This is a genomic window from Aestuariirhabdus sp. LZHN29 (assembly GCF_049985285.1).
GTDB lineage: Bacteria > Pseudomonadota > Gammaproteobacteria > Pseudomonadales > Aestuariirhabdaceae > Aestuariirhabdus.
The window spans coordinates 105,936-129,888 of sequence record NZ_JBNIEU010000003.1; the positions used below are offsets into that span (position 1 = coordinate 105,936).

The window sequence follows — 23,953 nt, forward strand, 5'->3', positions numbered from 1 at the left end:
AGGCTCGATTGAAGCGGTGTGGAGAATAACCTACCCGCCGTGAGTTGATATCGCTATACCCCCGAGGGGATAGTCCGGAGCCGGGAGGGGGGGCAATTAGTACGTTGGGTGCTCAGGGGCGGCAGAGCGTTAGGTAAGCGGTTCGGTGGCTCTGGTTTCGAGCGACCTGCATCGCCGATCGCAGGTTTTGGCAGATCTGGGGATCGTTCGGCTGCAATTGCGCTGCTGCCAGATAGTGTTTCATCGCACCGGGTAGATCACCCTGTAGCCAAGCCAGGTTGCCAAGCCCCAGCCAGCCCATGGCATAGTCGGGAAAGCGGCCAGTTAGCTGACCGAAAACGGATCGACTCAATTCGAGCTGGCCTCTTTTGCCGTAGTCTGTTGCGATCATCTCCAGTAGATTTCGCTGCTGTTGTGCAGTGAGCAGTTGCTGTTCAATCAGTAGCAGCAGCTGATCGAGGTCGATAGCTTCCGGGTCGCGAGCGACGGTTCGTGCCAACCCGATGAAGGGGCCTGGGTGATCGCCGCTATTTTCCAGCGCGTAACTGTAGAAAGCCTTGTCGTTTGCCCAGTTTTTGCCGTCCTGGATGCAGAGTGCGCCGAATACAATCGACACCACTCCCATGACGGGGTAGGCAAAACGTTTGGGCTCGAAAGATTGTAGCCAGGCGACCAGTGCAATGGTGGCACCGATCGAGGGCAGGTAGAGAAAGCGCAGGGCAAAAGTGGGCGTATCGAGCAGGGAGAGTGCCAAGGCCGGTGCCAGGGTGGCCGCGAACCAGATACCACCGAGCAGAAACTGCCAGTTGGCCTGACGCCAGGCTCGCCAACAGAGCAGGCACAGGATGGCAATGATGACCCAGCCGGTGGTGATCGACAGAGGGGTGCTTGGCGGACTGTAGTAGTAACCGGACGGCCATGGGATGACCAGCAGTTGCAGATAGTGCCCGGCAAAGCCAAGCAGTGTTGGCAACTGTTCAATACTGAAGCGGGCAAAGGTGCCGCTGTCGCCTAGGGCCTGTGAGCGCAGCACAAAGTAGATGCCAACCAGTCCGGCATAGGGTAGCCAGCGCAACCAGTTGATCGGCTGGCGCCGCAGAAGAGGAATCACCAGCAGCACCAGAGGGAAGGTGACGGCAACCTCTTTGGCCAGTAGGGCACAGGCGAAGGCGGTCCAGGAGAGCAGTAGCCAGCCGCGGTTGTCGCTGCGCAGGTATCCGTAGAAGCAGAGCAAGATGGCGAAGCTGAGCTGGGGATCGGTGACCCCGGAGATCCAGTTGACGGACTCCACATGGCTTGGGTGCAGGGCAAACAGCAACGTACCAAAACCCAGGCAGGGCAGGGCAGCGGAGGGGAGAAGCAGGCGCAGTACCTGCAGCAGAAGTAGGGCGTTTGCACAGTGCAGGAGAAGGTTGGTCAGGTGATAACCGAAGGGCTCCAGCCCCCAAAGCTGGTAGTTGAAAGCGACGGTAAGCAGAAATAGAGGGCGATAGATAAAGTTATTGGATTTTTCTTCGGTGTTACTCCACACGCTCTGAGTGAAGAAATCCGATGAATTGACGAGGGATCGAATCGCCGGGTTTTCTACGATAACGGGCCAGTCATCGAGGACAAAACCCGATGTCAGTGCAGTGTAGTAAGCGACTCCTGACGCAACTACCAGCAAAAAGGACCACACCTTTTGGCTGTTGTGCCAAGCTGGAGTGTTACTCATGGGGTAGTGAATCCTGAGTCTTGCTCATTCTAGCGGATGTCGTACTCTCTGTTTCGTCAACGATAAATAGTGGACGTCCCTGAACCTGGGTGTAGATCTTGCCGATATACTCGCCAATCATCCCGAGAAAGAGCAGCTGCACACCTCCCAGCAGGAACATCCCCGCGGTGGCGAAAGCATAGCCCGGTATTGCCATGCCCCATAAAAGCTTTTGCAGACTGACAGTTATGGCAGCGGCAAAGCTGGCCATCGTTACCATCAGTCCTACCAGTGAGCAAATGCGTAGAGGGGATACGCTAAAAGAGGTGATTGCATCGAATGCCAGTAGAAAAAGTTTGAACCAGTTGTACTTGCTATCGCCCTGGTGCCGCTGCTCACGGGTAAAGGGGATCTCCTCCTGGCGAAACCCGACCCAGGAAAACATTCCTCGTACGAATCGGTTGCGCTCGGGTAGTGCGTTAAAGTGGTCGATGACAACGCGGTCTACCAAGCGAAAATCTCCAACATCGGCGGGTATCTGTGTATCTGAAAGCCGGTTTAGTAGTCGATAGAAAAGGTAGGATGATGCCCGTTTGCGTATACCCTCTCCTTCGCGGCTTAGTCTTCTTCCATAAACCATCTGTGCGCCGTTGTGCCAGCGCCGAATCATCTCCGGAATCAGCTCGGGGGGGTCTTGTAGGTCAGCATCGAGCAGAATTGCCGCATCCCCCTTCGCCAACTCGAAGCCGCAACTTGACGCGGCTTCATGACCAAAATTACGGCTGAAGCTGGCATAGCGTACACGTTTGTCTTTTTGGTGCAGGTTTTGAACGATTGTCAGTGTCTGATCGGTGGAACCGTCATTGATCAGGATGATCTCAAACGCCAGGTTTATGGGTTCCATTACCTCCAGCAGTCGCTCGTAGAGCGAGGGAATGTTGCGCTCTTCGTTGAAGCAGGGAACGATCAGGCTGATCAGGGCGGCAGGGCCGGACATAGCGGAAATCCTTATGAGCTTGATGTGAGACTTTATGCGCTGGATAATCCACTGTAAACCCCTGTAAGGAATAAGGAATTACGGACTGGACTATGGAAGCAGATGTATATGAGCAGATGGTTCGGCTGGAGTCCACGCATTGGTGGTTCAGGGGGCGGCGCACAATTGTGGCATCTGTTATCGAATCCCTGGGGTTGCCCGAGCAGGCGAAGATTCTTGAAATAGGCGCCGGCACCGGCGGCAATACCGCGATGCTGGAAAGTTTCGGGAGGGTGGATTCGATTGAGCCCGATGCCCGTGCGCGCGAACTGGCAGCAGACGTGCATGGAGCCCAACTGATGCCCGGGGCGTTACCGGACGCATTGCCTCCGAGTGGTTATCTGTATGATCTGATCCTGCTGACGGATGTGCTTGAGCATATTAAGGAGGATGGTCGGTCACTCGAGTCACTAAAAGGCTTGCTTGCGCCTGAGGGGCGTCTATTGCTTACCGTGCCGGCGCTGCAATCATTATGGAGCGAGCATGATCTGCTCCATCATCATTTCAGGCGTTACAGTTCGTCCGAGTTAACTCGTGTGCTTGAAAAAAGTGGCTTCACTGTTTATCAACAGCAGTACATGAACTCTCTTTTGCTTCCTGCAGTTGCCTTGGCTCGACTCTGCTCTCGCATAGGGTTGCGTTCGGGGGGGGATGATAAAATGCCCGGTCCCTGGGTGAATCGCCTGCTGTACACTATTTTTTCTTCGGAACGTTACCTGATACGTCGACAATTGAAGTTGCCGCTAGGTGTTTCTTTGTTGGCGCTGGCGGGGCATGACTCCGCCAGGGTGGATGCATCATGAGCGGTATATTTGCTGGGCAGTGGGTGGGGCGTCACTGGTTTACACTCTGGGTGGCGGCGTTGGCGGCTATATTTTTGACTGTAGCTGTGACCAACCTTATTGCCGGTTACCATGCGGCGAATATTCCCCATGTAGTGACGCGATATGAAGGGTTCGTGTACGACGGAATTATAGGACTGCTGCGTGGGGAGGATCTTTATCCTGCCTGGCACGAACAGCTTTATCGTTATCACGTCTATAACCCGCTCACCTATCTGCCGTCAGCTTGGCTGGCAAATTCCCCCGATGAAGCGCTTTTGATTGGTCGCTTAATCAGTTGGGGGGCTGCGATAGCGCTTGCAGGTCTAATCGCTTGGTGGACTTACAGGGTCAGTGGCGCGGTAACCGCTGGAGTAGTTTTCGGCCTTTTTTTTACAGTGTTCGGGTTGGTTGCACCAGATTTTTTCCGCTTGCGTCCCGAGTCTCTGGCGATGCTGATAGGTTTTTTCGGCTGGTGCCTTGTTGCTGTGGAAAAGCGAATTTCACTGAGCGTGGTGGCTCTGTGTTGCGTAGCGGCCTTTGCGGTTAAGCAGTCCTATGTTCTGCTTCCTGCTGTTATTTTCTGTGGATTGTGCGCGCAACGCAGGTGGAGCGATGCCCTGCGCTTTTCCCTGTATATGGCAGCGGGTCTGAGTGTGCTTTATTTGGCGATGTGGGGAATATGGGGGGGGGCGTCGTTCCAGCACACGCTGCTCGCGATGGGCTCCAATGAGCTGACACCCGTCGATCACTTTGGTTATTACGCGCCGATGTTGTTTCAGCGCTACCCTGGTTTCTGGCTGGCGGCTATTGTTGCTGCGTTTTGGGCTGTAGGGGCGCGCAGCGCGCCCACGTTATTGCGAATATCATTGCCACTTTCTTTGGTGTGGACGTTCATTATTGCCGGTAAAGCCGGAGCTAGCGACAGCTATTTTGGCGAACTGCTGGTGTTATTGTTGTTTGCTTTAGGGTTTGCCATGGGGAGTGCTCCACGGGGCGTTAAGTTGGTTATTTTGTGCGTGTTATCGGTGCAAGCTTGGCAGTCGGGGAAAGTGTGGATAGAGCAGGGTGCTACTGTGGTTGCCCAGTACGAGGATCGTGGAATGCCGGTTCGACAATACGCAGATCACTATAGAGAGTCTGCAGGACCTATTCTTCTGGTGGATGAACGGCTCTCTATCCAGAGTCAGCGCGTGGTCGCCTTTGATTGGTTTTTGCTGGATATTCTTCAGCGCTCGGGGCGAATCAAGCTCGAGCCTCTTTTCGAAAAAATTCTAGGGGGTGAGTATAGCCTGATCGTCTTTGATCAGACTGCAGAAACTCCGCTGGAACGCCATCTGTATCAATTGACCCGGCGGGGTCCCTATCGGCGCACTGCCTCCAATCAATATATTTCCGAATGGACGAAAATTCCTGTAGCGTTGAATAACCAGTAGGTCTGGCGATTACAGGAGATCGATCTGGTCAGTACGCTGAAGCGTGGCCTGAAAAACAAAAAAGCCCGCAAAAAATGCAGGCTTTTAAGTATGGTACCAGTGGGCGGACTCGAACCGCCACGCCCGTGAAGGCGGGGGATTTTGAATCCCCTATGTCTACCAATTCCATCACACTGGCACAGAGATGCCCCGTCAGGGCGGCAGTGAGAAATATCGCCTCACTACTCGAAGGCGCGCAGTATAACAAAGTGGAGTTACAGGTCAATTCCCTTTCCAAGGAGATTTTTGCTCAGCGTCAGCAAGAGGGTGCTTTGATGCATCGCTCGACTCGAAAGGGTTGTTGGCATGGCGTCGAGCGGTGAATTTGGGTAAAATCGCCGCCCTTTTGATTCCCGTTGTCCTGCCCTCCCATGCAAGTAAGTGATTTTCGTTTTGATCTGCCTGATGAGTTGATCGCCCGTTACCCGAAAACCGATCGCAGCAGCAGTCGTTTGTTGTGCGTTGACGGTGCCTCGGGTGCGTTGGAACATCGCATTTTTTCAGACCTCGAGCAGCTGTTGCGACCGGGAGATCTATTGGTAATGAACAACACCCGGGTCATCCCCGCGCGTCTGTTCGGGCAAAAAGCCTCGGGTGGCAGACTCGAAGTGCTGGTGGAGCGAGTACTCGATGCCCATGAAGTGTTGGCCCATGTTCGTGCCAGCAAATCACCCAAACCCGGTACCCGTTTGCTCCTCGAAGGCCATATCGAAGCTACCATGGTCGAGCGCCAGAACAGCCTGTTTCGGTTGCGCTTTGAGGGGGAATCCTCGGTGCTGGAGCTGCTTGAACAGTATGGTCATATGCCGCTACCGCCCTATATTGAACGGGATGATCAGGCGTCGGACCGCGAGCGTTACCAAACGGTGTATGCCCGGCATCAAGGCGCTGTAGCCGCACCTACTGCGGGCCTGCATTTTGATGAAACTCTGCTGCAAGGTTTGGCGAACAAGGGGGTTGAGACGGCATTTGTTACCCTGCACGTAGGGGCGGGAACCTTCCAGCCCGTGCGGGTGGATAAGATCGAAGACCATCAGATGCACTCGGAATATCTGGAAGTAGATCAGTCGGTGTGCGATGCCGTTAATGCTTGTCGGGCCCGAGGGGGGCGCATCGTTGCGGTAGGAACAACCAGTGTGCGCTGCCTTGAAACCGCAAGTCGCGGGGGAGAGATTCAACCCTACCGCGGTGAGACCGACATTTTTATCTATCCCGGGTACCCGTTTCGGTCCGTGGATCTGCTGATCACCAACTTTCACCTGCCAGAGTCTACCCTGTTAATGCTGGTATCGGCCTTTTCGGGGTATGAGCAGATGATGAATGCCTACCGCACAGCGGTGGAACAGCAGTACCGATTTTTCAGTTACGGAGATGCCATGTTGCTTAGCCCGGCATCTCCCCGCTCGATACAGGAGCCCAAGTGATGAGCAGAGAGTGTTTTATGAAGTTTGAGCAGCTCGGTAGCGATGGGCGCGCGCGCCGTGGCCGCCTGACCTTTCCTCGTGGCACCGTGGAAACACCCGCGTTTATGCCCGTTGGCACCTACGGCACGGTGAAGGGAATGCTGCCGCGGGATATTGAAGAGATTGGTGCTGAGATCATTTTGGGCAATACCTTCCACCTGATGCTGCGCCCGGGCACCGAGATTATTCAGTCCCACGGAGATCTGCACGATTTCAATGGTTGGTCGGGGCCTATTCTCACCGATTCGGGTGGTTTTCAGGTGTTCAGCCTGGGAGATTTGCGCAAGATCACCGAGGAGGGTGTCTCGTTTCGCTCCCCGGTAGATGGGGCTAAAGTGTTTCTGAGTCCTGAGGTATCGATGAAGGTGCAGCAAGAGCTGGGATCCGACATCGTCATGATCTTCGACGAATGCACCCCTTACCCTGCCGATGAAAAGACGGCACAAACTTCGATGGAGTTGTCCCTGCGCTGGGCCAAGCGCAGCAAAGAGGCTCATGGCGACAATCCAGCGGCGCTGTTTGGCATTATTCAGGGTGGAATGCACCAAAACCTGCGCGAACGCTCTCTGGAAGGCCTCAACGAGATCGGTTTCGACGGCTACGCCATTGGTGGCCTCTCGGTGGGTGAGCCGAAAGATGAGATGATGAAGGTGCTTGACGGGGTTACTCCGCTGATGCCCGACGATCACCCCCGCTACCTGATGGGCGTTGGCACTCCCGAGGATATTGTCGAGTCGGTGCGCCGCGGGGTAGATATGTTCGACTGCGTAATGCCCACGCGAAATGCCCGCAATGGCCACCTCTTTACCTCGACAGGGGTGGTGAGGATCAGGAATTCGCCCCACAAGCGCGATAGCTCAACCCTGGACGCCGAGTGTGATTGTTATACCTGCAAGAATTTCAGTCGTGCTTATTTGCACCATTTGGACAAGTGCAACGAGATTCTGGGGTCGCAGCTGAATACAATCCATAACCTGCGCTTTTACCAGCGACTGATGGCGGGTTTGCGAGATGCCATTGAACAGGGTAAATTGGGCGACTTTGTGGACGAGTTCTATCGCAAGCGGGGGCTGGAAACGCCGCCGCTGGATTAACCCCCCTGATTTTCAGCTCTGCACCCGGCTCAGGTTGGGTTGCGGGTCTGTTTGAACCGGATTTCTAATAACACTATTTTTTTTGGAGAAGTGAGTCATGAGTTTTTTTATCAGTGAAGCTGTTGCTGAAACTGCCGTTGCTGGCGCTGCTGCAGGACCTAGCATGATGGGCCAGTTACTGATGCTGGGTGGTTTTGTCCTGATCTTCTATTTCATCATTTGGCGCCCCCAGAGCCAACGCGCCAAGGCTCATAAAGAGCTGGTCGGTGGTATCACCAAGGGTGATGAGGTGGTTACCAGCGGCGGTATCCTCGGTAAAGTAACCAAGGTGAGCGATGAGTTCGTCACCCTGCAAGTAGCCGATAACGTCGAGTTGAATTTTCAAAAGGTTGCTATCGGTGCCGCTCTGCCCAAGGGCACCATCAAAGCAATTTAACCGCAGCTTCGCGCTGTGTTGTGGGCCGCAGTCTTTGCGTCAAGCAGGCTGCGGCTTTTCCATGGATAACCGCTAGGGCACCATGATGCTCAATAAATACCCGTTTTGGAAATATCTGCTGATCGCCGTGGCGCTGATTACCGGTGCTATATACGCGCTACCTAACCTCTATCCGGACGATCCCTCGATTCAGATCTCTGGACTGCGTACCTCTTTGAAGGTTGATCAACGCACGCTAAAGAGGGCTGAGGAGTCATTATCGGCGGCCAATATTACTCTCAAGAGTAGTGAGCTGCTGGATAAATCTGCACTATTGCGCCTGACCGATATCGAAGACCAGTTGGTCGCCAAAGACGTCATTCAGGATGCGATGGGAGATGATTACGTTGTCGCCCTCAACCTTGCCCCGACGACGCCCGAGTGGCTCGAATCCCTGGGGGCGGGACCGATGAAGCTTGGCCTGGACCTCAGTGGGGGGGTTCACTTCCTGCTGGAAGTGGATATGCAGCGCGCCGTTGAAACGCGGCTGAAAGTCTATAACAGCGAGATTCGCACGTTACTGCGCAAGGAGCGCCTGCGTTACCGTTCCGCCCCGGAACGTGACAATGGCGCGCGCCAGTTGTCGTTTGCCACTGCCCAAATTCGTGATGATGCGGTAAGCCGTATTCGTGATGAGTTTCAGGAGCTGGAGGTGGATAGCAACGATGAAGAGGGCGTTTATCTTCTCAGCTTTACCCTGAAGGCGACGCAGGTGCGGGAGATCGAGGATTATGCGATCAAGCAGAACCTTACGACCGTGCGCAACCGGGTTAACGAGCTGGGAGTGTCCGAGCCGCTGGTACAGCGCCAGGGTCGCAACCGTATCGTGGTGCAATTACCGGGTGTGCAGGATACCGCTGAGGCCAAACGTATACTGGGCAAGACCGCTAACCTGGAGTTTCGCCTCGAAGCGACAGCTGATGCGAGTTCCAGTTCGACCGAAAGCTTCCCTTTCAAGGAGAACCGGCAGTCTCCGGCGCGCCTCGAGCGGAATATTATTATCAGTGGTGACCGGGTTTCCAATGCCCAGTCCAACTTCGATGAGAATGGCCGCTCGCAGGTGAATATTCGTCTCGATAGTAGCGGTGGTCAGTTAATGAACCGGGCTACCCGTGACAACGTGGGTCGTCGTATGGCGGTGCTCTTTATCGAGCAGAAGCCGACCACCCGCATCGAGACCCAGCAGATTGACGGCAAGTCGGTACAGGTTCGAGTGCCCGGGTTCCGCGAGGAGCGCGAGATTATCAGCCTGGCGACCATCCAAAGCGCCTTGGGGACCAGCTTCCGTATTACTGGCCTTGATGGTGTTGGTGAAGCCTCTGAATTGGCGCTGTTGTTACGAGCAGGAGCCTTGGCGGCCCCGATGTATTTTGTCGAGGAGCGTACGGTCGGGCCCAGCCTGGGTAAAGACAATATTCGCATGGGGGTTAACTCGGTGGTGATTGGTTTCACCCTGGTTCTGATCTTTATGCTGGCCTACTACAGGGTGTTCGGTCTGTTTGCCAATATCGCCCTGACGTTGAACCTCGCTCTGTTGGTCGCCCTGATGTCGATGCTGTCGGCAACGCTGACGCTACCGGGCATTGCCGGTATCGTGCTGACCGTGGGTATGGCCGTGGACGCCAACGTGTTGATTTTCTCCCGTATAAAGGAGGAGATTAAAAATGGTTTGTCGCCACAGCGGGCGATCCATGAGGGCTACGATCGTGCCTTCGTAACCATATTCGATGCCAACATCACCACCTTGCTGGTCGCGGTGATTTTGTACGCGGTAGGAACCGGGCCGGTGAAAGGTTTTGCGGTTACCCTCTCATTGGGCATCATTATCTCCATGTTTACCTCGATCATAGTAACGCGGGCCATGGTAAACCTGAGCTTCGGCGGTCGCCAACTGAAGCGGTTGTGGATCTAGTGGTCGCGGAATAGGGAAAGACACTTATGTCAGCCAATAAAGTAGTTAATTTTATGGGGGCACGGATGATAGCCGTGGCCCTCTCCTCTGTACTGGTGCTGGGATCACTGGCCTCACTGGCCATCAATGGTTTGCAGTTTGGCCTCGATTTTACCGGAGGTACCCTGGTTGAGTTGGGGTATGACCGTGCCGCCGATCTGCAAAAAATCCGTAATGATCTGGATAGTGCCGGTTTCCAGAATGGCGTGGTGCAGGACTACGGCAGTGCCAGCGATGTGTTGATTCGCCTTCCGGGGGACGACCCCAAACTGGGGGACGCCGTTGTCGACTCCCTGCAGGCGGTTTACGAGGGCAAGATTGACCTGCGTCGGGCCGAGTTTGTCGGTCCTCAGGTGGGCGAGGAGCTGCGTGAGCAGGGCGGTCTGGGAATGTTGCTGGCGCTGGCGCTGGTGATGGTCTATATCGCGGTGCGTTTTCAGTACAAGTTTGCCGTTGGTGCCGTGGTAGCGTTGGCCCACGACGTGATCATCACCCTGGGTGTATTCTCCTTGCTGGGTATTGGTTTCGACCTGACGGTGCTGGCAGCGGTGCTATCGGTGATCGGTTACTCGCTTAACGACACCATCGTGGTATCCGACCGGATTCGTGAAAACTTCCGTAAGATGCGTAAGGGAAGCGAAACGGAGATTATTAACTCTTCGCTGACCCAGACCTTTGGTCGTACCATCGTTACCTCCTTGACCACGATGTTGGTGCTAGTCGCCTTGTTCTACTTCGGTGGTGAGATGATTCATGCCTTCGCGCTGGCGCTGATTATCGGTGTCGGAGTAGGTACCTACTCGTCGATCTATGTTGCCGCCAATATTCTGCTGTTCATGGGGCTTACCCGTGAAGACCTTCTGCCGCCGCAGAAGGAGGAGAATGAAGTGGACCAGTTACCCTAGGGGTGACGGGGCTACAGCCGCTGTAGCCCCACCTGTCGTTCTTTGCTATGACCGCCCTTCCAACTGACCCCGTAACCAGCGACTCTGATGATGAGCGGTGGATGGCGCGGGCGCTGGAGCTGGCGCGCAAGGCTGATGCTGCAAATGAGGTGCCGGTGGGCGCGGTCGTCGTGCGCGAGGGGCGTGTCGTGGGGGAGGGATTCAACCAGCCTATCAGCGGCTGTAATCCGATCGCTCATGCCGAGATGCTGGCGCTGCAGGAGGCTGCCCGTTGTGTTGGCAACTATCGCCTGCCGGGTTGCACCCTCTACGTTACCCTGGAACCCTGTACCATGTGCGCGGGAGCCCTCGTGCACAGTCGTATCGATCGTTTAGTCTATGGTGCGACCGAACCCAAAGCCGGAGCGATTGTCAGCGCTGCACGGGTGCTGGAGCTGGATACGATGAATCATCGTATTGAGGTGGCTGGAGGCGTACGAGGGCAGGAGTGTGCGGACTTGATTTCCGGATTTTTCCAGCGCCGGCGCGCAGAAAAGCGCGCTGCACGCGGCAAAAACTGAACGCCCTTTGCTCACTGTGTGAGTTCGGGTTCCTCAGCGATACCGGGTTGGTGGGAGGTTTGCGCGAGCTGGGTAGCTTCGCTCTGGGGGGCTTCGAGCCACTGCAAGATATCGTAGTAACGGCGAATGTTTTGTACGTAGATAACCGGCTCGTTACCCCGCGCATAGCCATAGCGAGTGCTTTTGTACCACTTCTTCTGCGCCAATAGGGGCAAACTCTCCTTGACGTCGATCCAGCGATCCGGATCACCGCCTCTTTGTTGGGTAATAACCCGGGCGTCCTCCAGATGCCCGCGTCCTACATTGTAAGCGGCGAGCGACATCCATGTGCGGTCCGGCTCGGGAATGCGCTCCGGTATGCGGCGCTTGATCTTGGCAAAATAGCGCGCCCCTCCGCTGATGCTTTGCTGGGGATCGAGGCGGTTATCGACCCCCATCTCCTTTGCTGTTGGCAGCGTGAGCATCATCAATCCACGCACCCCGGTGGGGGAGCGAGCCTTGGCGCGCCAGTGTGATTCCTGATAGCCCATCGCAGCGAGCAGCTTCCAGTCCAGCTCCTGCTCCAACGCGGCCTTGATGAAATCTTCGCGGTATTTGGGCAGGCGCCTATCGAGTTGGCGCATGAAAATACCTGCGCCTACGTAATCGAGCTGATTGACGTGACCGTAGAAGCGTTCGTTGAGCTGCGCCAGGATACCCTCTTGCTCCATGCGGGCGAAAAACTGTTCGGCTTTCTCCAGTAAGCTTCGGTCCTCCCCCTTGGCGAAGGCCCAGGCTAGCTGCTCTCCGGGCTGGAAATCAAAGGCGATGCGGGCGTTGGGGAAGTAGATGTAGTTGGTGGCCCAGAGGTTTGAGTCGACCAGGGTGTAGGCGATCTCACCGTCATTGACCATCTGTAACAGGTCCATGCTCTCCAGTTCGTCACTGCTGCGCCATTGGGGTTCAAACTCACCGATCAAAGAGCGCACTCGCTCTTCATGGTGGCTGCCCTGTTCGACCACCAGCTCGCCTTCGGTCAGTTGAGAAAAGTCGGTCGGCTTGGTTAGCGACCGGTTGTAAACCAGATGCAGGTTGATGTTCTTATAGGGGGAGGAGAAGGCGACCCTGCTCTGCCGATCGGGGGTGATACTGAGCCCTGCGGCGGCAAAGGTGACGGGTTGCTCGAATGCGGGCCTGATCAGTGTTTGCAGCAGGATATCGATCGAGTTGATGACCCGTACCTCGAGCTCGACACCCAGTTCATCGGCAAAGCGTCGCGCCAACTCATACTCGAACCCGCTGGGTTCGTCGCGATCGTTGAAATAGGTCGTGGGAGTGTTGCGGGTTAGCATCAGCAGCGTATTCTGCTGCTTGAGCTGCGCCAGTTGGGAGGGTTTATCACAGCCTCCTAGCAGTAGGCCCACCACGGCAGCCGCCGCTAGTGTCCATACTGGTAGGGAGCTAGAACTACGACCTCTTCCCATACTCACCTGCGGCTTAATTGGATACTGGCAACATCATACTGTGTTCGTGCGGCGGGAGGAACCGTGGCTGGTTGTCGGCAGGGGAATGGAGTATGATACGCGCAATTTTTAACCCCCCTGATTGTGCTGGTGATCCTCCGAGTTACGGGGGCTGTGGGTCGCTAATCGCCGCCCTTAACCAGCCGTTTGAGATGCCTGCCAGAGGATAGTTTACCGATGCTTGAGTTGCGTGGCGCACCTGCCCTTTCAGAATTTCGTGCCAATAAACTGCTAACGCTACTACAGGCGCTGGTGCCTGAAGTCTCCGCTGTCTATGCCGAGTATCTTCATTTTGCGGATCTGGATGCGCCTATCTCGGCGCAGCAGCGCGAGGTGCTGGAGAGATTGCTACGCTACGGGCCGGCAATCCCGGCCCATGAACCTAGCGGCCAGCTATTGCTGGTGGTGCCGCGCCCGGGAACCATTTCACCCTGGTCCAGCAAGGCGAGTGATATTGCCCATAACTGCGGGCTTGAGGTCGTGCGTCGTATTGAGCGCGGTATCGCCTACTTTATTGATGCCGATACTCCGCTGAACCCGCAGCAGCAGCAAAGATTGTTGCCTGCCCTGCACGACCGCATGACCGAAGCGGTTTTTGGTGATACCCAGGAGGTCGCGGCGCTGTTCAGTAAGGCAGAGCCTGCGCCGATGGCACGGGTAGATGTGCTCGAGGGGGGGCGTGAGGCGTTGGCCGCGGCGAATCGTTCCCTGGGACTGGCACTGGCCGAAGATGAGATCGATTACCTGGTAGAAAATTTCCAGCGCATGGGGCGCAACCCATCCGATGTTGAGCTGATGATGTTTGCCCAGGCCAACTCCGAGCATTGCCGCCACAAGATTTTTAATGCGAGCTGGGATATTGACGGTCAGGCGCAGGAGAAATCCCTGTTTGCGATGATTCGTAACACCCATCAGCTGCACGGTGAGGGGGTGCTTTCTGCTTACAAGGATAACGCGTCGGTTATCGAGGGCTTCGGTGCCACACGCTTCTTCCCAAATCCAGACACCCGCACCTACGAAGCGTCGGAGGAAGCGGTTCATATTCTGATGAAAGTGGAAACCCACAACCATCCCACTGCTATTGCCCCCTTTTCCGGCGCGGCAACCGGTTCCGGTGGTGAGATTCGCGACGAGGGAGCCACCGGTCGCGGCTCCAAGCCTAAGGCCGGACTAACCGGGTTCACCGTCTCCAATCTTAATATTCCCGGATTTCGACAGCCCTGGGAGGGCAACTATGGCAAGCCGGAGCGTATTGTCTCGGCGCTGGATATCATGGTCGAGGGCCCCATTGGAGGCGCCAGCTTCAATAATGAGTTTGGTCGCCCCAACCTGTGCGGCTACTTCCGCACCTTCGAAGAGCTGGCTCCCGGTGTAAACGGGGTCGAGATGCGCGGTTATCACAAACCCATCATGATTGCGGGTGGCCTCGGGAATATTCGTGCAGACCATGTCGAGAAGGGAGAGATCCCCGTCGGCGCCCAGTTGATCGTACTCGGTGGACCTGCGATGCAGATCGGCCTCGGTGGAGGTGCTGCCTCCTCCATGGCAACCGGGACCAGCAACGCTGACCTGGATTTCGCCTCGGTGCAGCGGGGTAATCCGGAAATGGAACGCCGCTGCCAGGAGGTGATCGACGGCTGCTGGCAGCTGGGTGACGCTAACCCCATCGCCTTTATTCATGATGTGGGAGCGGGCGGTTTATCCAACGCCTTCCCGGAGCTGGTAAATGATGGTGGGCGCGGGGCTAACTTTGAACTGCGTAACGTGCCCAACGACGAGCCCGGCATGAGCCCATTGGCGGTCTGGTGTAACGAGTCCCAGGAGCGTTATGTTATGGCGGTAGCGCCTGACGACCTGGCACGCTTCGTCGAGATCTGCGAGCGCGAGCGTTGTCCCTATGCCGTTATTGGCGAGGCCACCGAAGAGCAGCATCTGCGAGTAGGTGACCGTTATTTTGGAAATAACCCGGTGGATATGCCCCTGTCGGTATTGCTGGGCAAGCCGCCACGTATGCATCGCAGCGTAGAGCGCAAGAGCTTTGTCCCCCAGGAGTTTGATGCCGGGGCGGTGGATCTGGCCGACGCTGCCGAGCGGGTTCTCAAGCTCCCCGGCGTTGCCAGCAAGAGCTTCCTGATCACCATTGGCGACCGCTCTATTACCGGTACCGTTGCCCGAGACCAGATGGTCGGCCCCTGGCAGGTTCCCGTAGCCGATTGCGCCGTGACCGCCACCGACTACTGCGGAGTGACTGGCGAGGCGATGGCGATGGGCGAGCGCACCCCCGTGGCGTTGCTGGATGCGCCGGCTTCCGGGCGCATGGCGATTGCCGAGGCGATCACCAATATTGCGGCCGCCCCCATCGCGGCGCTGGGTGATATCAAACTATCGGCCAACTGGATGGCCGCTGCCGGACACCCGGGAGAGGATGAGAATCTCTATGACGCCGTGCGAGCAGTGGGCATGGAAACCTGTCCCGAGCTGGGTATCTGCGTACCGGTGGGCAAGGATTCGATGTCCATGCGCACCCAGTGGCAGGATGGCGACGAGGATAAATCCGTTACTGCGCCCCTATCCCTGGTGATCTCTGCTTTTGCTCCGGTGCAGGATGTTCGGCGCACACTCACCCCTCAGCTGCGAACGGATCAGGGTGATACCGATCTGATTCTGCTGGATCTGGGTAATGGCCAGAACCGCTTGGGTGGCAGTGCGCTGGCGCAAGTTTACAAAAGCGTGGGCGCCACCCCCGCCGATCTGGACGACAGTGAAGACCTAAAAGCGTTTTTCGCGGTTATTCAGGGCCTCAATGGTGACGGCAAGTTGCTTGCCTACCACGACCGCTCCGATGGGGGCTTGTTTGTTACTTTGGCTGAGATGGCGTTTGCCGGTCGCGCCGGCGTCGAGATCCACCTCGAACGTATCAGTGATAGTCAGGAAGAGTTGGCCGCGGTGTTGTTTAGCGAGGAGCTGGGTGCCGTGATTCAGGTGCGCCAACAGGATACCGAAGCCGTACTGCAGCAGCTCACCGCAGCGGGGTTGGGCGAGCACAGTAGTGTGATTGGTTCTGTTGAAGCCAGCGACAGCCTCAGCTTTTTGTTTGCCGGTGAAACAATACTGGAAAACTCATTGCAGCAGTATCAGCGCTGGTGGGCAGAAACCAGTTATCGTATCCAGTCGATGCGTGACAACAGTGCCTGTGCTCAGCAGGAGTTCGATGCCATTGCCGACCGGGATGATCCGGGGCTGCACGCCGAGTTGAGCTTCGATCTTAATGAGGATGTGACCGCACCCTATGTTAATGCGGGAGCGCGCCCCGAGATCGCGGTGCTGCGGGAGCAGGGCGTTAACGGTCATATTGAGATGGCGGCCGCGTTTGATCGGGCCGGATTCGCCAGTGTGGATCTGCACATGAGCCAGATTTTGAGTGGGCAAGTGGACCTGTCACGCTTCAAGGGTCTGGTGGCCTGCGGTGGCTTCTCCTATGGTGATGTTCTGGGCGCGGGTGAAGGTTGGGCCAAATCAATCCTGTTTAATGAACGCGGCCGACAGCAGTTTGGGGATCTCTTCCAGCGCCCGGATAGCTTCGCGTTAGGCGTTTGTAACGGTTGCCAGATGTTATCTAACCTGCACGAGTTGATTCCGGGGACCGAACACTGGCCTCACTTTGTTCGCAACCGCTCCGAGCAGTTCGAGGCGCGAGTGGCGATGGTTGAGGTTCAATCCAGCCCGTCTATTCTGCTCAAGGGTATGGAGGGATCCAGAATGCCGATCGCGGTGGCCCATGGTGAGGGCTATGCGGAGTTTTCCAGCCCTGAGCAGCTAGCCAGCCTGAACCAGCAGTCGGTGACTGCCCTGCGTTATGTGGATAATTACGGAAATCCCACCGAGCGTTATCCCGCAAACCCCAATGGATCCCCCGAAGGTATTGCGGGTCTGAGCAGTATTGATGGTCGCGTCACGATCATGATGCCGCATCCGGAGCGGGTGTATCGGACCCTGCAAAACTCCTGGGCACCGGACAGTTGGGAAGAGGATGGTGCCTGGTTGCGGATGTTCCGTAACGCCAGGGTTTGGGTCGACTGATGGAGTCGGCCCTACCTTGGGGGCTATCCGTCATGCAAATGCGATCCCGCAAACAACACACCCCGCTTGCAGCGGGGTGTGTTGTTTGGGCTTTTAAGCGGGCGCTGAAGGCTGCAGATTGATCTGTTATCGCAAATCCAGCCTCGATCCTAGTGCGATCTAGCTCAGTTGGTTAAGGATCAGGTAAAGGCTGCTGCACAGGGTAATAAAAGCGGTGCCGAGTAGTAGAATCTCCCTTCTGCTTAACTGGTCGTCCATGGTGTACTCCTTTTGACTGCATCCATGGATCGATTATAGGTGGTTCAGTTTTGTGATCAAGTTCACCTTTGTCTAGTAGCGTCAGTATTTTGTTGTTTCGTATGTAGGAGATCGCCCTTTGTTATGCAGAGGTCAGGGAGCGCTTGCACCGGTTCTGCGGAGCTGTCATCGTGCCCCCATGAGTGGGGTAATCGGGAGTAGTACAGGGTGAATACTTTGTTGTTAAAAATTGTGGTATCGAGTTTGGGGTTGATGCTCGTATTGGGCGCGTCCGGCGCGCGGGCGCAGGCGATTGCCGATCTCTATGCCAGGGTGGATCCCAGTGTGGTCACTATCCGCATCAGCGAACAGGTGATAGACCCCGGAAAAAATGGCCTTATGCGCAGCAGCAGTGGCCTGGGTACTGGTGTGGTGATATCCAGCGATGGGCAGGTGATGACCGCCAATCATGTGGTTGAGCTGGCCGACGCCGTAGTGGTGGAGTTTGCCAGTGGGGAGCTGATCAGTGCCAAGGTTATCTCCGCCAATGCGTCAAGCGATGTGGCGCTGCTGCAGCTGGACTCGTTGCCCAAGTCATTGTCGGTTGCCAAACTAGGTGATTCGGACAAAATTCGTGTGGGAGAGCAGATCTTTGTTATCGGCTCCCCCTACGGCGTTGAGCATACCTTGTCGGTGGGCTATGTGACCGGCCGTCGGGAGATCGGTCGGGTACGAGGGCAGCTGACCCCGGTGGAGTATTTGCAAACCGATGCGGTAATCAACCAGGGCAACTCAGGTGGTCCGATGTTTAACCTGCGCGGCGAAGTGGTGGGTATCGTAAGCCATATCCGCACCCGCTCTGGCGGCAACGAGGGGCTGGGCTTTGCGGCGACCATAAATCTGGCACGCAGCCTGCTTCTCGACGAGCCCAGCTTCTGGGCCGGGGTTGAGGTGATGGTGCTGGGTGAAACCGAAGCCAAGGCGCTTAACGTGCCCCAGAATTTTGGGTTGCTGGTACAGCGCGTGGCGCGAAACTCTCCCGCCTACTTTCTGGGTCTAAAGCATGGCACGCTGCCAGTGAGAATCGGCAAGGAAGATATCCTGCTCGGTGGTGATGTTATCCTGAGTGTAATGGGGGTTCAGCTTACGGAAGACCTGTTGGATTCGTTGGACTCGCCTATTCGCAAGCGCATGTCACAGCTTAGCAAGGGCGATCGAATCGAGATGATGGTGTACCGCGAAGGCGAGGTCATTAAACTGTTCAGCAGTTTCTGAGGGGGAGCGATGCATAAGATTGCGTTCTTTGTCCCGCAAAGCCACCTTGAGGTGGTCAAAGGGGCCCTGTTTGCAGCGGGTGCCGGCACCATTGGAAACTATGGTCATTGTGCCTGGCAAACATCGGGCGAGGGGCAGTTTATGGCGCTGGATGGAGCCGATCCGTTTCTGGGCAAGGTGGGCGAACTGGAGCGAGTCCGCGAATTCAAGGTTGAAATGGTGTGCGCCGACTCCCAAGTGGTGGCTGCCATTGACGCGCTGAAGCGATCGCACCCTTATGAAACCCCTGCTTACGAGGTTTGGCTGCTAGCTGATTACTAGGAGGGGAGGGCAGGCCCTGGTCGCTAGTTGGCGCGCACTGGCCGCAGCAGGGCTTCCGAGCGCATAGCGAAGTGACCCTCCTTGCGGTCGGCGAAGAAGTAGCGCAGCGTTCGGCCGATGGTGGGGAATGCCAGCTCATCCCAGGGGATCTCCTCCTCCAGCAAGAGCTGGGTTAGCAGGCTTTCGCTTCCCGGTGCGTAGTGCTCGTTAGGCATATCCGCCAGATAGAATAGGTGCACCTGGTCAATGTGGGGCAAACTGAACATCGTATAGAGCCGAAGGTTGGTGACCTCAGCACAGGCCTCCTCTTCGGTTTCCCTCGCGGCACCCTCTTCGCAGCTTTCACCGTTCTCCATAAAGCCCGCTGGCAGGGTCCAGTAACCGTAGCGGGGTTCGATGGCGCGCTTGCACAGCAGGACTTTATCTCCATACACCGGGAGGCAACCGGCAACAATCCTCGGGTTCTGGTAGTGGATAACGTTGCAGCTGGAACAAACGTAACGGGGGCGATTATCGCCCTGTGGAATGGTTAGACTTACGGCTGCCCCGCAATCACTGCAAAATTTCATCGCTCCCCCCCTAAATGACTGTGCTGTTCAAGTATAAGGGGTGGTGCGGGAAATGAAACGGATCAATAGCCCCTTTGCGCGCTACCCGGCAAGGTTGGCACCTAGCGAACGGGGCCGAGTGGGTAGATGTTGCTGCCGTTACCAAGGCTGCTGGAGGGGGATCGAATAATGTCCCCGAGAGACGCCAGGGCGTCGTGCATCAGGCCGGAAAGGATAACGCAGCGGCTAATCGGGTTGGTGCTGTGGCGGGTTTTTATCTCGGCTTGAAATTGAACGCTGCGCAGGCGGGGTTGGAGGTGGCTCGGCGCATGGCGGATCTGCTCATCGATCAGCTGTGCCTTGAGTACTTCGAAGCGGCTTGGGTCGGTCTCTGCCAGCTGCAACAGTTCATCAAATGGTGGTATCTCGGTCATAATCGCCCCTAACACCCTGAATGACTCTACCTATTGATACTAGGAAGCATTGATCTGCTTGTATAGGCGCGCAATTGATCGTTTGGTTATAAGCGCACCCTGGGTGGGAGAGACTTTTTTCTATCCTGGGCGCGAAATTGGGGCAGTGATTGAACTCCTCGGCGCTTATCGCAATAATGGTTGACTACTAAACTTGGCTGAACGCTGTTGTATCGGCCGGGAGAATACCTGTGCAAGGTCATGATCGATAAACTCAAAACTCGCATGCAGCAGCATCAGCCCCGCGCCCTGATTGGCGGTACTGTAGGCGATCCGTTGCCAGAGGCTGGAGTGTTAATCCCGTTGTGGGAGCGTGGTGGCGAGCTCGAACTGGTTTTGACCCTGCGCTCCGCCAAGCTTTCCACCCATAGCGGTGAGGTGGCTTTCCCCGGCGGTAAGCGGGATCCGGGGGATCGGAATCTGTGGCATACGGCGCTACGTGAAAGCCACGAAGAGATTGGCCTTGACCCGTCCAGTGTGGCGCGCCTCGGAGAGCTGGGTTCATTGGTCTCGCGTTTTGGCATCAAGGTGACTCCCTTTGTGGGAATGATCCCCTCGGACGCTGAGCTGGAAGCCAACCCCGATGAGCTCGACAGTATTTTTTCGGTGCCACTGGCCTTCTTTCTCGATGACAAACGGTTGCGCACCGACGCTATTTGCTTTCGGCAAGAGACTTACTACGTTCCTGCCTATGAGTATCAGGGATACCAGATATGGGGTTTGACTGCCGTCATGCTGGTGGAGTTGTTGAATGTGGCTCTCGATGCGGATATACCGCTGAATGTTCCCCAATTTAGTACCGACAACCGGCGTCGTTAATACGGTGTCTGATACCCCACCCAATAATTTATAAGGAAGCTTTATGATTTATCAGTTGGGAGAGCGGCAATTGGAAACCGCTACTGACGACTATTTTATTGCTGATACCGCCACCCTGATTGGTTCGGTGAGGCTTGAGGCAAACGCCAGTGTCTGGTTCAACGCCGTAATTCGGGGTGACAACGAACTCATCACCATCGGTGAAAACAGCAATGTGCAAGATGGTTCGGTCCTCCATACAGACCCGGGTTTTCCGCTGATGATAGGGGCTAATGTGACCATCGGTCATAAGGTAATGCTACACGGCTGCGAGATCGGTGAGGGGTCGCTGGTTGGAATTAATGCGGTGGTACTCAATGGTGCCAGAATTGGGCGTAACTGTATTATCGGCGCCAATGCCCTGGTGCCGGAAGGCAAAGAGATACCCGACGGTTCTGTTGTTATGGGCTCCCCCGGTAAGGTGGTTAAACAACTCAGTGACAGCCAGCAGCAGATGTTGGCACTGGGTGCTCGGCACTATGTGGAAAATGCCCGTCGTTATCGCAGGGAGTTGCGCCCGGACTCCCGTTTTCGGCAAGAGGATTCTGTATGAGTGTACGGCCTGTTATGTCCCCCTGCGTCAGTATCTGTGCCCTGAACGAAGAGGATGTCTGTGTGGGCTGTTACCGTACGGACCGGGAGATTGTTCGCTGGCGCGAGATGAGTGATCCCGAGCGCAGAGAGGTCATTGCAAACGCGAATCAGCGTGCATTGGCGATGGGGCGAGGGTTGGATCGTGCCCATTAGGCGCTATCACCTGGCTTGGTACGCAGGTCTCGTTTTCGCTCCATTACTGCTGTTGCAGGGCCTGTGGTTGCGGCGGCGAATCGAGCGCCTACCCGATGCCCAGGGTGATGCAGTGGGGCGCGTTGGTGACCCCACCACAGCGGTGTTGCGTTTGAATGTCGTTGGTGAGTCGCCGGTTGCTGGTGTTGGGGTGGCCAATCACACCGAAGGTTTGGCCTGCCAGGCGGCGCAGCACTTGGCGGGCTTTATAGGCGGGCAGGTCGAATGGTCGGCAGAGGGTCTTAGTGGAAGCAACGCCCAATACTGGGTCAAGCAGTTTGGAGCCCTATCGAGGGAGCCTGTCGCCAACGCCGATGTCATCGTTGTGGTGTTGGGGGTAAACGACACCACCGGGTTGGTGCCACTTGGGCGGTGGCGCCGCGACATCGAGCATTTGATAGACCAGCTTCGGGGACAAGCCGCGTTGCTGGTTTTTTCCGCGGTCCCCCCTGTGGGGCATTTTACCGCGTTGGCGGCTCCCCTGCGGTGGTGGCTTGGGTGGCGGGCGTTGATGCTGGATCATGCGCTGAAGCGTGTAGTTTGCGGTGTACAACCCAATAGCGGAATACGAGTCAGCCACCTCGACTCACAACCGAGCCTGAGGCCGGAGATGCTGGCCCGTGATGGGTTTCACCCATCCGCACGGGGGTATCGTCAGTGGGGGGAGCGGCTGGCCGAGCATATCGTCACTGAAATGCGATCGCCAGACCGGGTTTCATCACCGACGAAAAGGGATGCAGGGTTGTTGGGCTCAAATTGAGAACGCGCAGAGCCATTTCAACTTGCACCTGTAGGGGCAGTCTATCAAACTACGGCACAGCAGCATCGCGGTGGCTTTGTGGCCGGAGCGTAGGAGCCTGTATTAGGTGTGTTGGTTAGAACTGAAGGGTCTTTGAATGAAAAACAATGCAGGACGAGGGCTATTTGCGCCATTACTGATAGCTTCCACGGTGGCCTGGGCGGCAGAGCGGCCGGCCAATACCTATTTTTCAATGGCGGTCACCGAAAACTCCCATAATCACTACGGTGAAAACCTGCTCTACCTGGATTTTTCAGCCACGGCCGAGGATGCGCAACTGCATCCGCGGACGGTAAAGTCAGTTCGTGTCGAGCCGGGGCAGATCGTGGCAGATGGCGTGGCCGATGAGTGGGAATCCTCTGCATTCACTCAGATTAAGCCGCGAGTGATGAACAACTACCCCCTGAGCAATCATCGTGACGCAACCCCGACGGATATTTTTCTAGCCTCTGCCTGGGATGGTGAGTACCTCTATTTTGTCGCGCAGTGGGAAGATGCTAACCGGGACGCCTCCATTAATCGTAATCGCTGGATCTTCAAGGACGGACAGTGGAGTTCCATGGCGCATACTGCTGCGCGGCCCGGAACTGCGGCCGCCACGGCGGTTAATCGCGATGATCTGATGCAGGGTGTTGAAAGTGAAGACCGTGCCTTCTTTATGTTTCCTATTGTTGATCAGCAGGGTAACTTCAAAAGCGGTGGGCAGGGCTGCGGGGGGTATTGCCACGCAAACCTGGCCGTGAGTGGTGACCCGGCTAAGGCGGCGGTCGGTGACGGTTCTGCTGCCATGCATACGACACTGGATGGTGATCTGGCTGACTTGTGGCATTGGACCACTACGCGCCATCTGCCCATGAATACGCTGTGGGATGGTCGCGTGGAGTACGGGCTAGAGAGCTATAACGGCCGCAAGGGCGATGCGGGTAACGAGCCCTTTATCGACAACGCGTTGACCAAACCGTTCCGGCCTCAGTATGTACACCGGGGCGATCTGGAGGCGGGTTCCTATAGTACCCCCGGATTTAGAACAGAATCCCTGCGTGAGGACGAGCTGGTTGCGATTACCGATGAGATGACCTTCGCCGAAGGGGTTTCGCTTCCCTACTATATCGGTACGCCGGGGACGGGCAGTCGAAACGATGTTTTCAGTGCGGCTACCTTCGATACATCGTCGGGACGTTGGACCCTGGAGTTGAAGCGCAAGCTGATCACCGAGGATGCAACCCATGATCGCCAGTTTACGGCTGGGGTTGATGCGCCTGCGCCCGCGGACACCCTCATTGTGCGGGGCGATATCGAACGTGGAAAACGGTTGTTCAGGGAGAAGGCCTGCGCCGCCTGCCATGGCGATGAAGGGGAGGGCTCCTTCAATGGTGAGACCTGGGATTATCCGCGTAATCAACGCACGTCGGCTCAGGCGATTCTGAATGCAGCGTCAATTTTGCGTCCCCATCGACAGGAAAACGTTGTTCATGAACTCAAGAAGTGGGAGGACGAGCCGCCAACAGCCCTCATGCCGTATATCATCCTGAGCCAACAAGAGGCCGAAGATATAGCCGCCTGGCTGCAGACACGCTACATACCCTTTGGGCAATAGAGAC

At 56.3% G+C, this 23,953-nt stretch carries 22 protein-coding genes and 1 tRNA gene; 17 read left to right on the plus strand and 6 right to left on the minus strand.

Annotated features, from left to right (window positions below):
• Positions 1-112: 112 nt before the first annotated feature.
• Both ACP3PW_RS12915 and ACP3PW_RS12920 read right to left on the minus strand, forming a co-directional pair.
• Entirely contained in the window at positions 113-1,714 is a 1,602-nt protein-coding gene (locus tag ACP3PW_RS12915; protein WP_426417139.1) for a tetratricopeptide repeat protein, read from the minus strand.
• A complete protein-coding gene (locus ACP3PW_RS12920) occupies positions 1,707-2,690 on the minus strand; it encodes a glycosyltransferase family 2 protein (protein WP_426417140.1) in 984 nt (327 codons plus the stop codon). Before ACP3PW_RS12920 ends, ACP3PW_RS12915 begins: the two co-directional genes overlap by 8 nt.
• Before the next feature lie 92 nt (positions 2,691-2,782).
• On the opposite strand from ACP3PW_RS12920, the gene ACP3PW_RS12925 reads away from it, so the two are divergent.
• Both ACP3PW_RS12925 and ACP3PW_RS12930 read left to right on the plus strand, forming a co-directional pair.
• Complete coding sequence (locus ACP3PW_RS12925) at positions 2,783-3,532, plus strand: class I SAM-dependent methyltransferase (RefSeq protein WP_426417141.1); 750 nt, start codon at positions 2,783-2,785, stop codon at positions 3,530-3,532.
• On the plus strand, positions 3,529-4,986 hold the full coding sequence (locus tag ACP3PW_RS12930; RefSeq protein ID WP_426417142.1) for a hypothetical protein: 1,458 nt from the start codon (positions 3,529-3,531) through the stop codon (positions 4,984-4,986). Before ACP3PW_RS12925 ends, ACP3PW_RS12930 begins: the two co-directional genes overlap by 4 nt.
• Positions 4,987-5,077: 91 nt before the next feature.
• Here the strand turns inward: ACP3PW_RS12930 and ACP3PW_RS12935 are convergent.
• A tRNA-Leu gene (locus ACP3PW_RS12935) sits at positions 5,078-5,164 on the minus strand.
• Here ACP3PW_RS12935 and ACP3PW_RS12940 point away from each other — a divergent pair.
• From ACP3PW_RS12940 to tadA, 7 genes are all read left to right on the plus strand, one after another.
• Positions 5,139-5,348, plus strand: a complete 210-nt coding sequence (locus ACP3PW_RS12940) for a hypothetical protein (protein ID WP_426417143.1) — start codon at positions 5,139-5,141, stop codon at positions 5,346-5,348. The genes ACP3PW_RS12935 and ACP3PW_RS12940 overlap by 26 nt on opposite strands.
• Before the next feature lie 48 nt (positions 5,349-5,396).
• Complete coding sequence (queA, locus tag ACP3PW_RS12945; RefSeq protein ID WP_426417144.1) at positions 5,397-6,449, plus strand: tRNA preQ1(34) S-adenosylmethionine ribosyltransferase-isomerase QueA; 1,053 nt, start codon at positions 5,397-5,399, stop codon at positions 6,447-6,449.
• Positions 6,450-6,466: 17 nt separating this feature from the next.
• The gene (gene tgt, locus ACP3PW_RS12950; protein WP_426417383.1) at positions 6,467-7,582 is read left to right on the plus strand and encodes a tRNA guanosine(34) transglycosylase Tgt; all 1,116 of its coding nucleotides are present in this window, start codon (positions 6,467-6,469) and stop codon (positions 7,580-7,582) included.
• A 97-nt stretch (positions 7,583-7,679) separates the two neighbouring features.
• Complete coding sequence (gene yajC, locus ACP3PW_RS12955) at positions 7,680-8,018, plus strand: preprotein translocase subunit YajC (protein WP_426417145.1); 339 nt, start codon at positions 7,680-7,682, stop codon at positions 8,016-8,018.
• Positions 8,019-8,103: 85 nt separating this feature from the next.
• Entirely contained in the window at positions 8,104-9,969 is a 1,866-nt protein-coding gene (secD, locus tag ACP3PW_RS12960) for a protein translocase subunit SecD (RefSeq protein ID WP_426417384.1), read from the plus strand.
• Positions 9,970-9,995: 26 nt separating this feature from the next.
• On the plus strand, positions 9,996-10,913 hold the full coding sequence (secF, locus tag ACP3PW_RS12965; RefSeq protein ID WP_426417146.1) for a protein translocase subunit SecF: 918 nt from the start codon (positions 9,996-9,998) through the stop codon (positions 10,911-10,913).
• A gap of 47 nt (positions 10,914-10,960) precedes the next feature.
• On the plus strand, positions 10,961-11,473 hold the full coding sequence (tadA, locus tag ACP3PW_RS12970; RefSeq protein WP_426417147.1) for a tRNA adenosine(34) deaminase TadA: 513 nt from the start codon (positions 10,961-10,963) through the stop codon (positions 11,471-11,473).
• 11 nt (positions 11,474-11,484) lie between these two features.
• Here the strand turns inward: tadA and mltF are convergent, their stop codons facing one another.
• Positions 11,485-12,879: a membrane-bound lytic murein transglycosylase MltF gene (gene mltF / locus ACP3PW_RS12975; RefSeq protein WP_426417148.1), complete on the minus strand. Its 1,395-nt coding sequence runs from the start codon at positions 12,877-12,879 to the stop codon at positions 11,485-11,487.
• A gap of 273 nt (positions 12,880-13,152) precedes the next feature.
• Here mltF and purL point away from each other — a divergent pair, with 273 nt between their 5' ends.
• From purL to ACP3PW_RS12990, 3 genes are all read left to right on the plus strand, one after another.
• Positions 13,153-17,055, plus strand: a complete 3,903-nt coding sequence (purL, locus tag ACP3PW_RS12980; protein ID WP_426417149.1) for a phosphoribosylformylglycinamidine synthase — start codon at positions 13,153-13,155, stop codon at positions 17,053-17,055.
• Positions 17,056-17,520: 465 nt separating this feature from the next.
• A complete protein-coding gene (locus ACP3PW_RS12985; protein WP_426417150.1) occupies positions 17,521-18,567 on the plus strand; it encodes a S1C family serine protease in 1,047 nt (348 codons plus the stop codon).
• 9 nt (positions 18,568-18,576) lie between these two features.
• Complete coding sequence (locus ACP3PW_RS12990) at positions 18,577-18,888, plus strand: NGG1p interacting factor NIF3 (protein WP_426417151.1); 312 nt, start codon at positions 18,577-18,579, stop codon at positions 18,886-18,888.
• Between the two features lie 23 nt (positions 18,889-18,911).
• On the opposite strand, the gene ACP3PW_RS12995 is transcribed toward ACP3PW_RS12990, so the two are convergent.
• Positions 18,912-19,457, minus strand: a complete 546-nt coding sequence (locus ACP3PW_RS12995; protein WP_426417152.1) for an NUDIX hydrolase — start codon at positions 19,455-19,457, stop codon at positions 18,912-18,914.
• Positions 19,458-19,558: 101 nt separating this feature from the next.
• Entirely contained in the window at positions 19,559-19,870 is a 312-nt protein-coding gene (locus tag ACP3PW_RS13000; protein WP_426417153.1) for a DUF3135 domain-containing protein, read from the minus strand.
• A 240-nt stretch (positions 19,871-20,110) separates the two neighbouring features.
• On the opposite strand from ACP3PW_RS13000, the gene ACP3PW_RS13005 reads away from it, so the two are divergent.
• From ACP3PW_RS13005 to ACP3PW_RS13025, 5 genes are all read left to right on the plus strand, one after another.
• Positions 20,111-20,728 (plus strand): NUDIX hydrolase, encoded by a 618-nt coding sequence (locus ACP3PW_RS13005; protein ID WP_426417154.1) that lies wholly within the window; start codon positions 20,111-20,113, stop codon positions 20,726-20,728.
• 43 nt (positions 20,729-20,771) lie between these two features.
• Entirely contained in the window at positions 20,772-21,320 is a 549-nt protein-coding gene (locus ACP3PW_RS13010) for a gamma carbonic anhydrase family protein (protein WP_426417155.1), read from the plus strand.
• Positions 21,317-21,514 (plus strand): DUF1289 domain-containing protein, encoded by a 198-nt coding sequence (locus ACP3PW_RS13015; protein WP_426417156.1) that lies wholly within the window; start codon positions 21,317-21,319, stop codon positions 21,512-21,514. The genes ACP3PW_RS13010 and ACP3PW_RS13015 overlap by 4 nt, the downstream gene beginning before the upstream one ends.
• Positions 21,504-22,313 carry an SGNH/GDSL hydrolase family protein gene (locus ACP3PW_RS13020; protein WP_426417157.1) on the plus strand — a complete coding sequence of 270 codons (810 nt, stop codon included), beginning with the start codon at positions 21,504-21,506 and terminating at the stop codon, positions 22,311-22,313. Before ACP3PW_RS13015 ends, ACP3PW_RS13020 begins: the two co-directional genes overlap by 11 nt.
• 136 nt (positions 22,314-22,449) lie before the next feature.
• On the plus strand, positions 22,450-23,949 hold the full coding sequence (locus ACP3PW_RS13025; RefSeq protein ID WP_426417158.1) for an ethylbenzene dehydrogenase-related protein: 1,500 nt from the start codon (positions 22,450-22,452) through the stop codon (positions 23,947-23,949).
• The last annotated feature ends 4 nt before the right edge of the window (positions 23,950-23,953 follow it).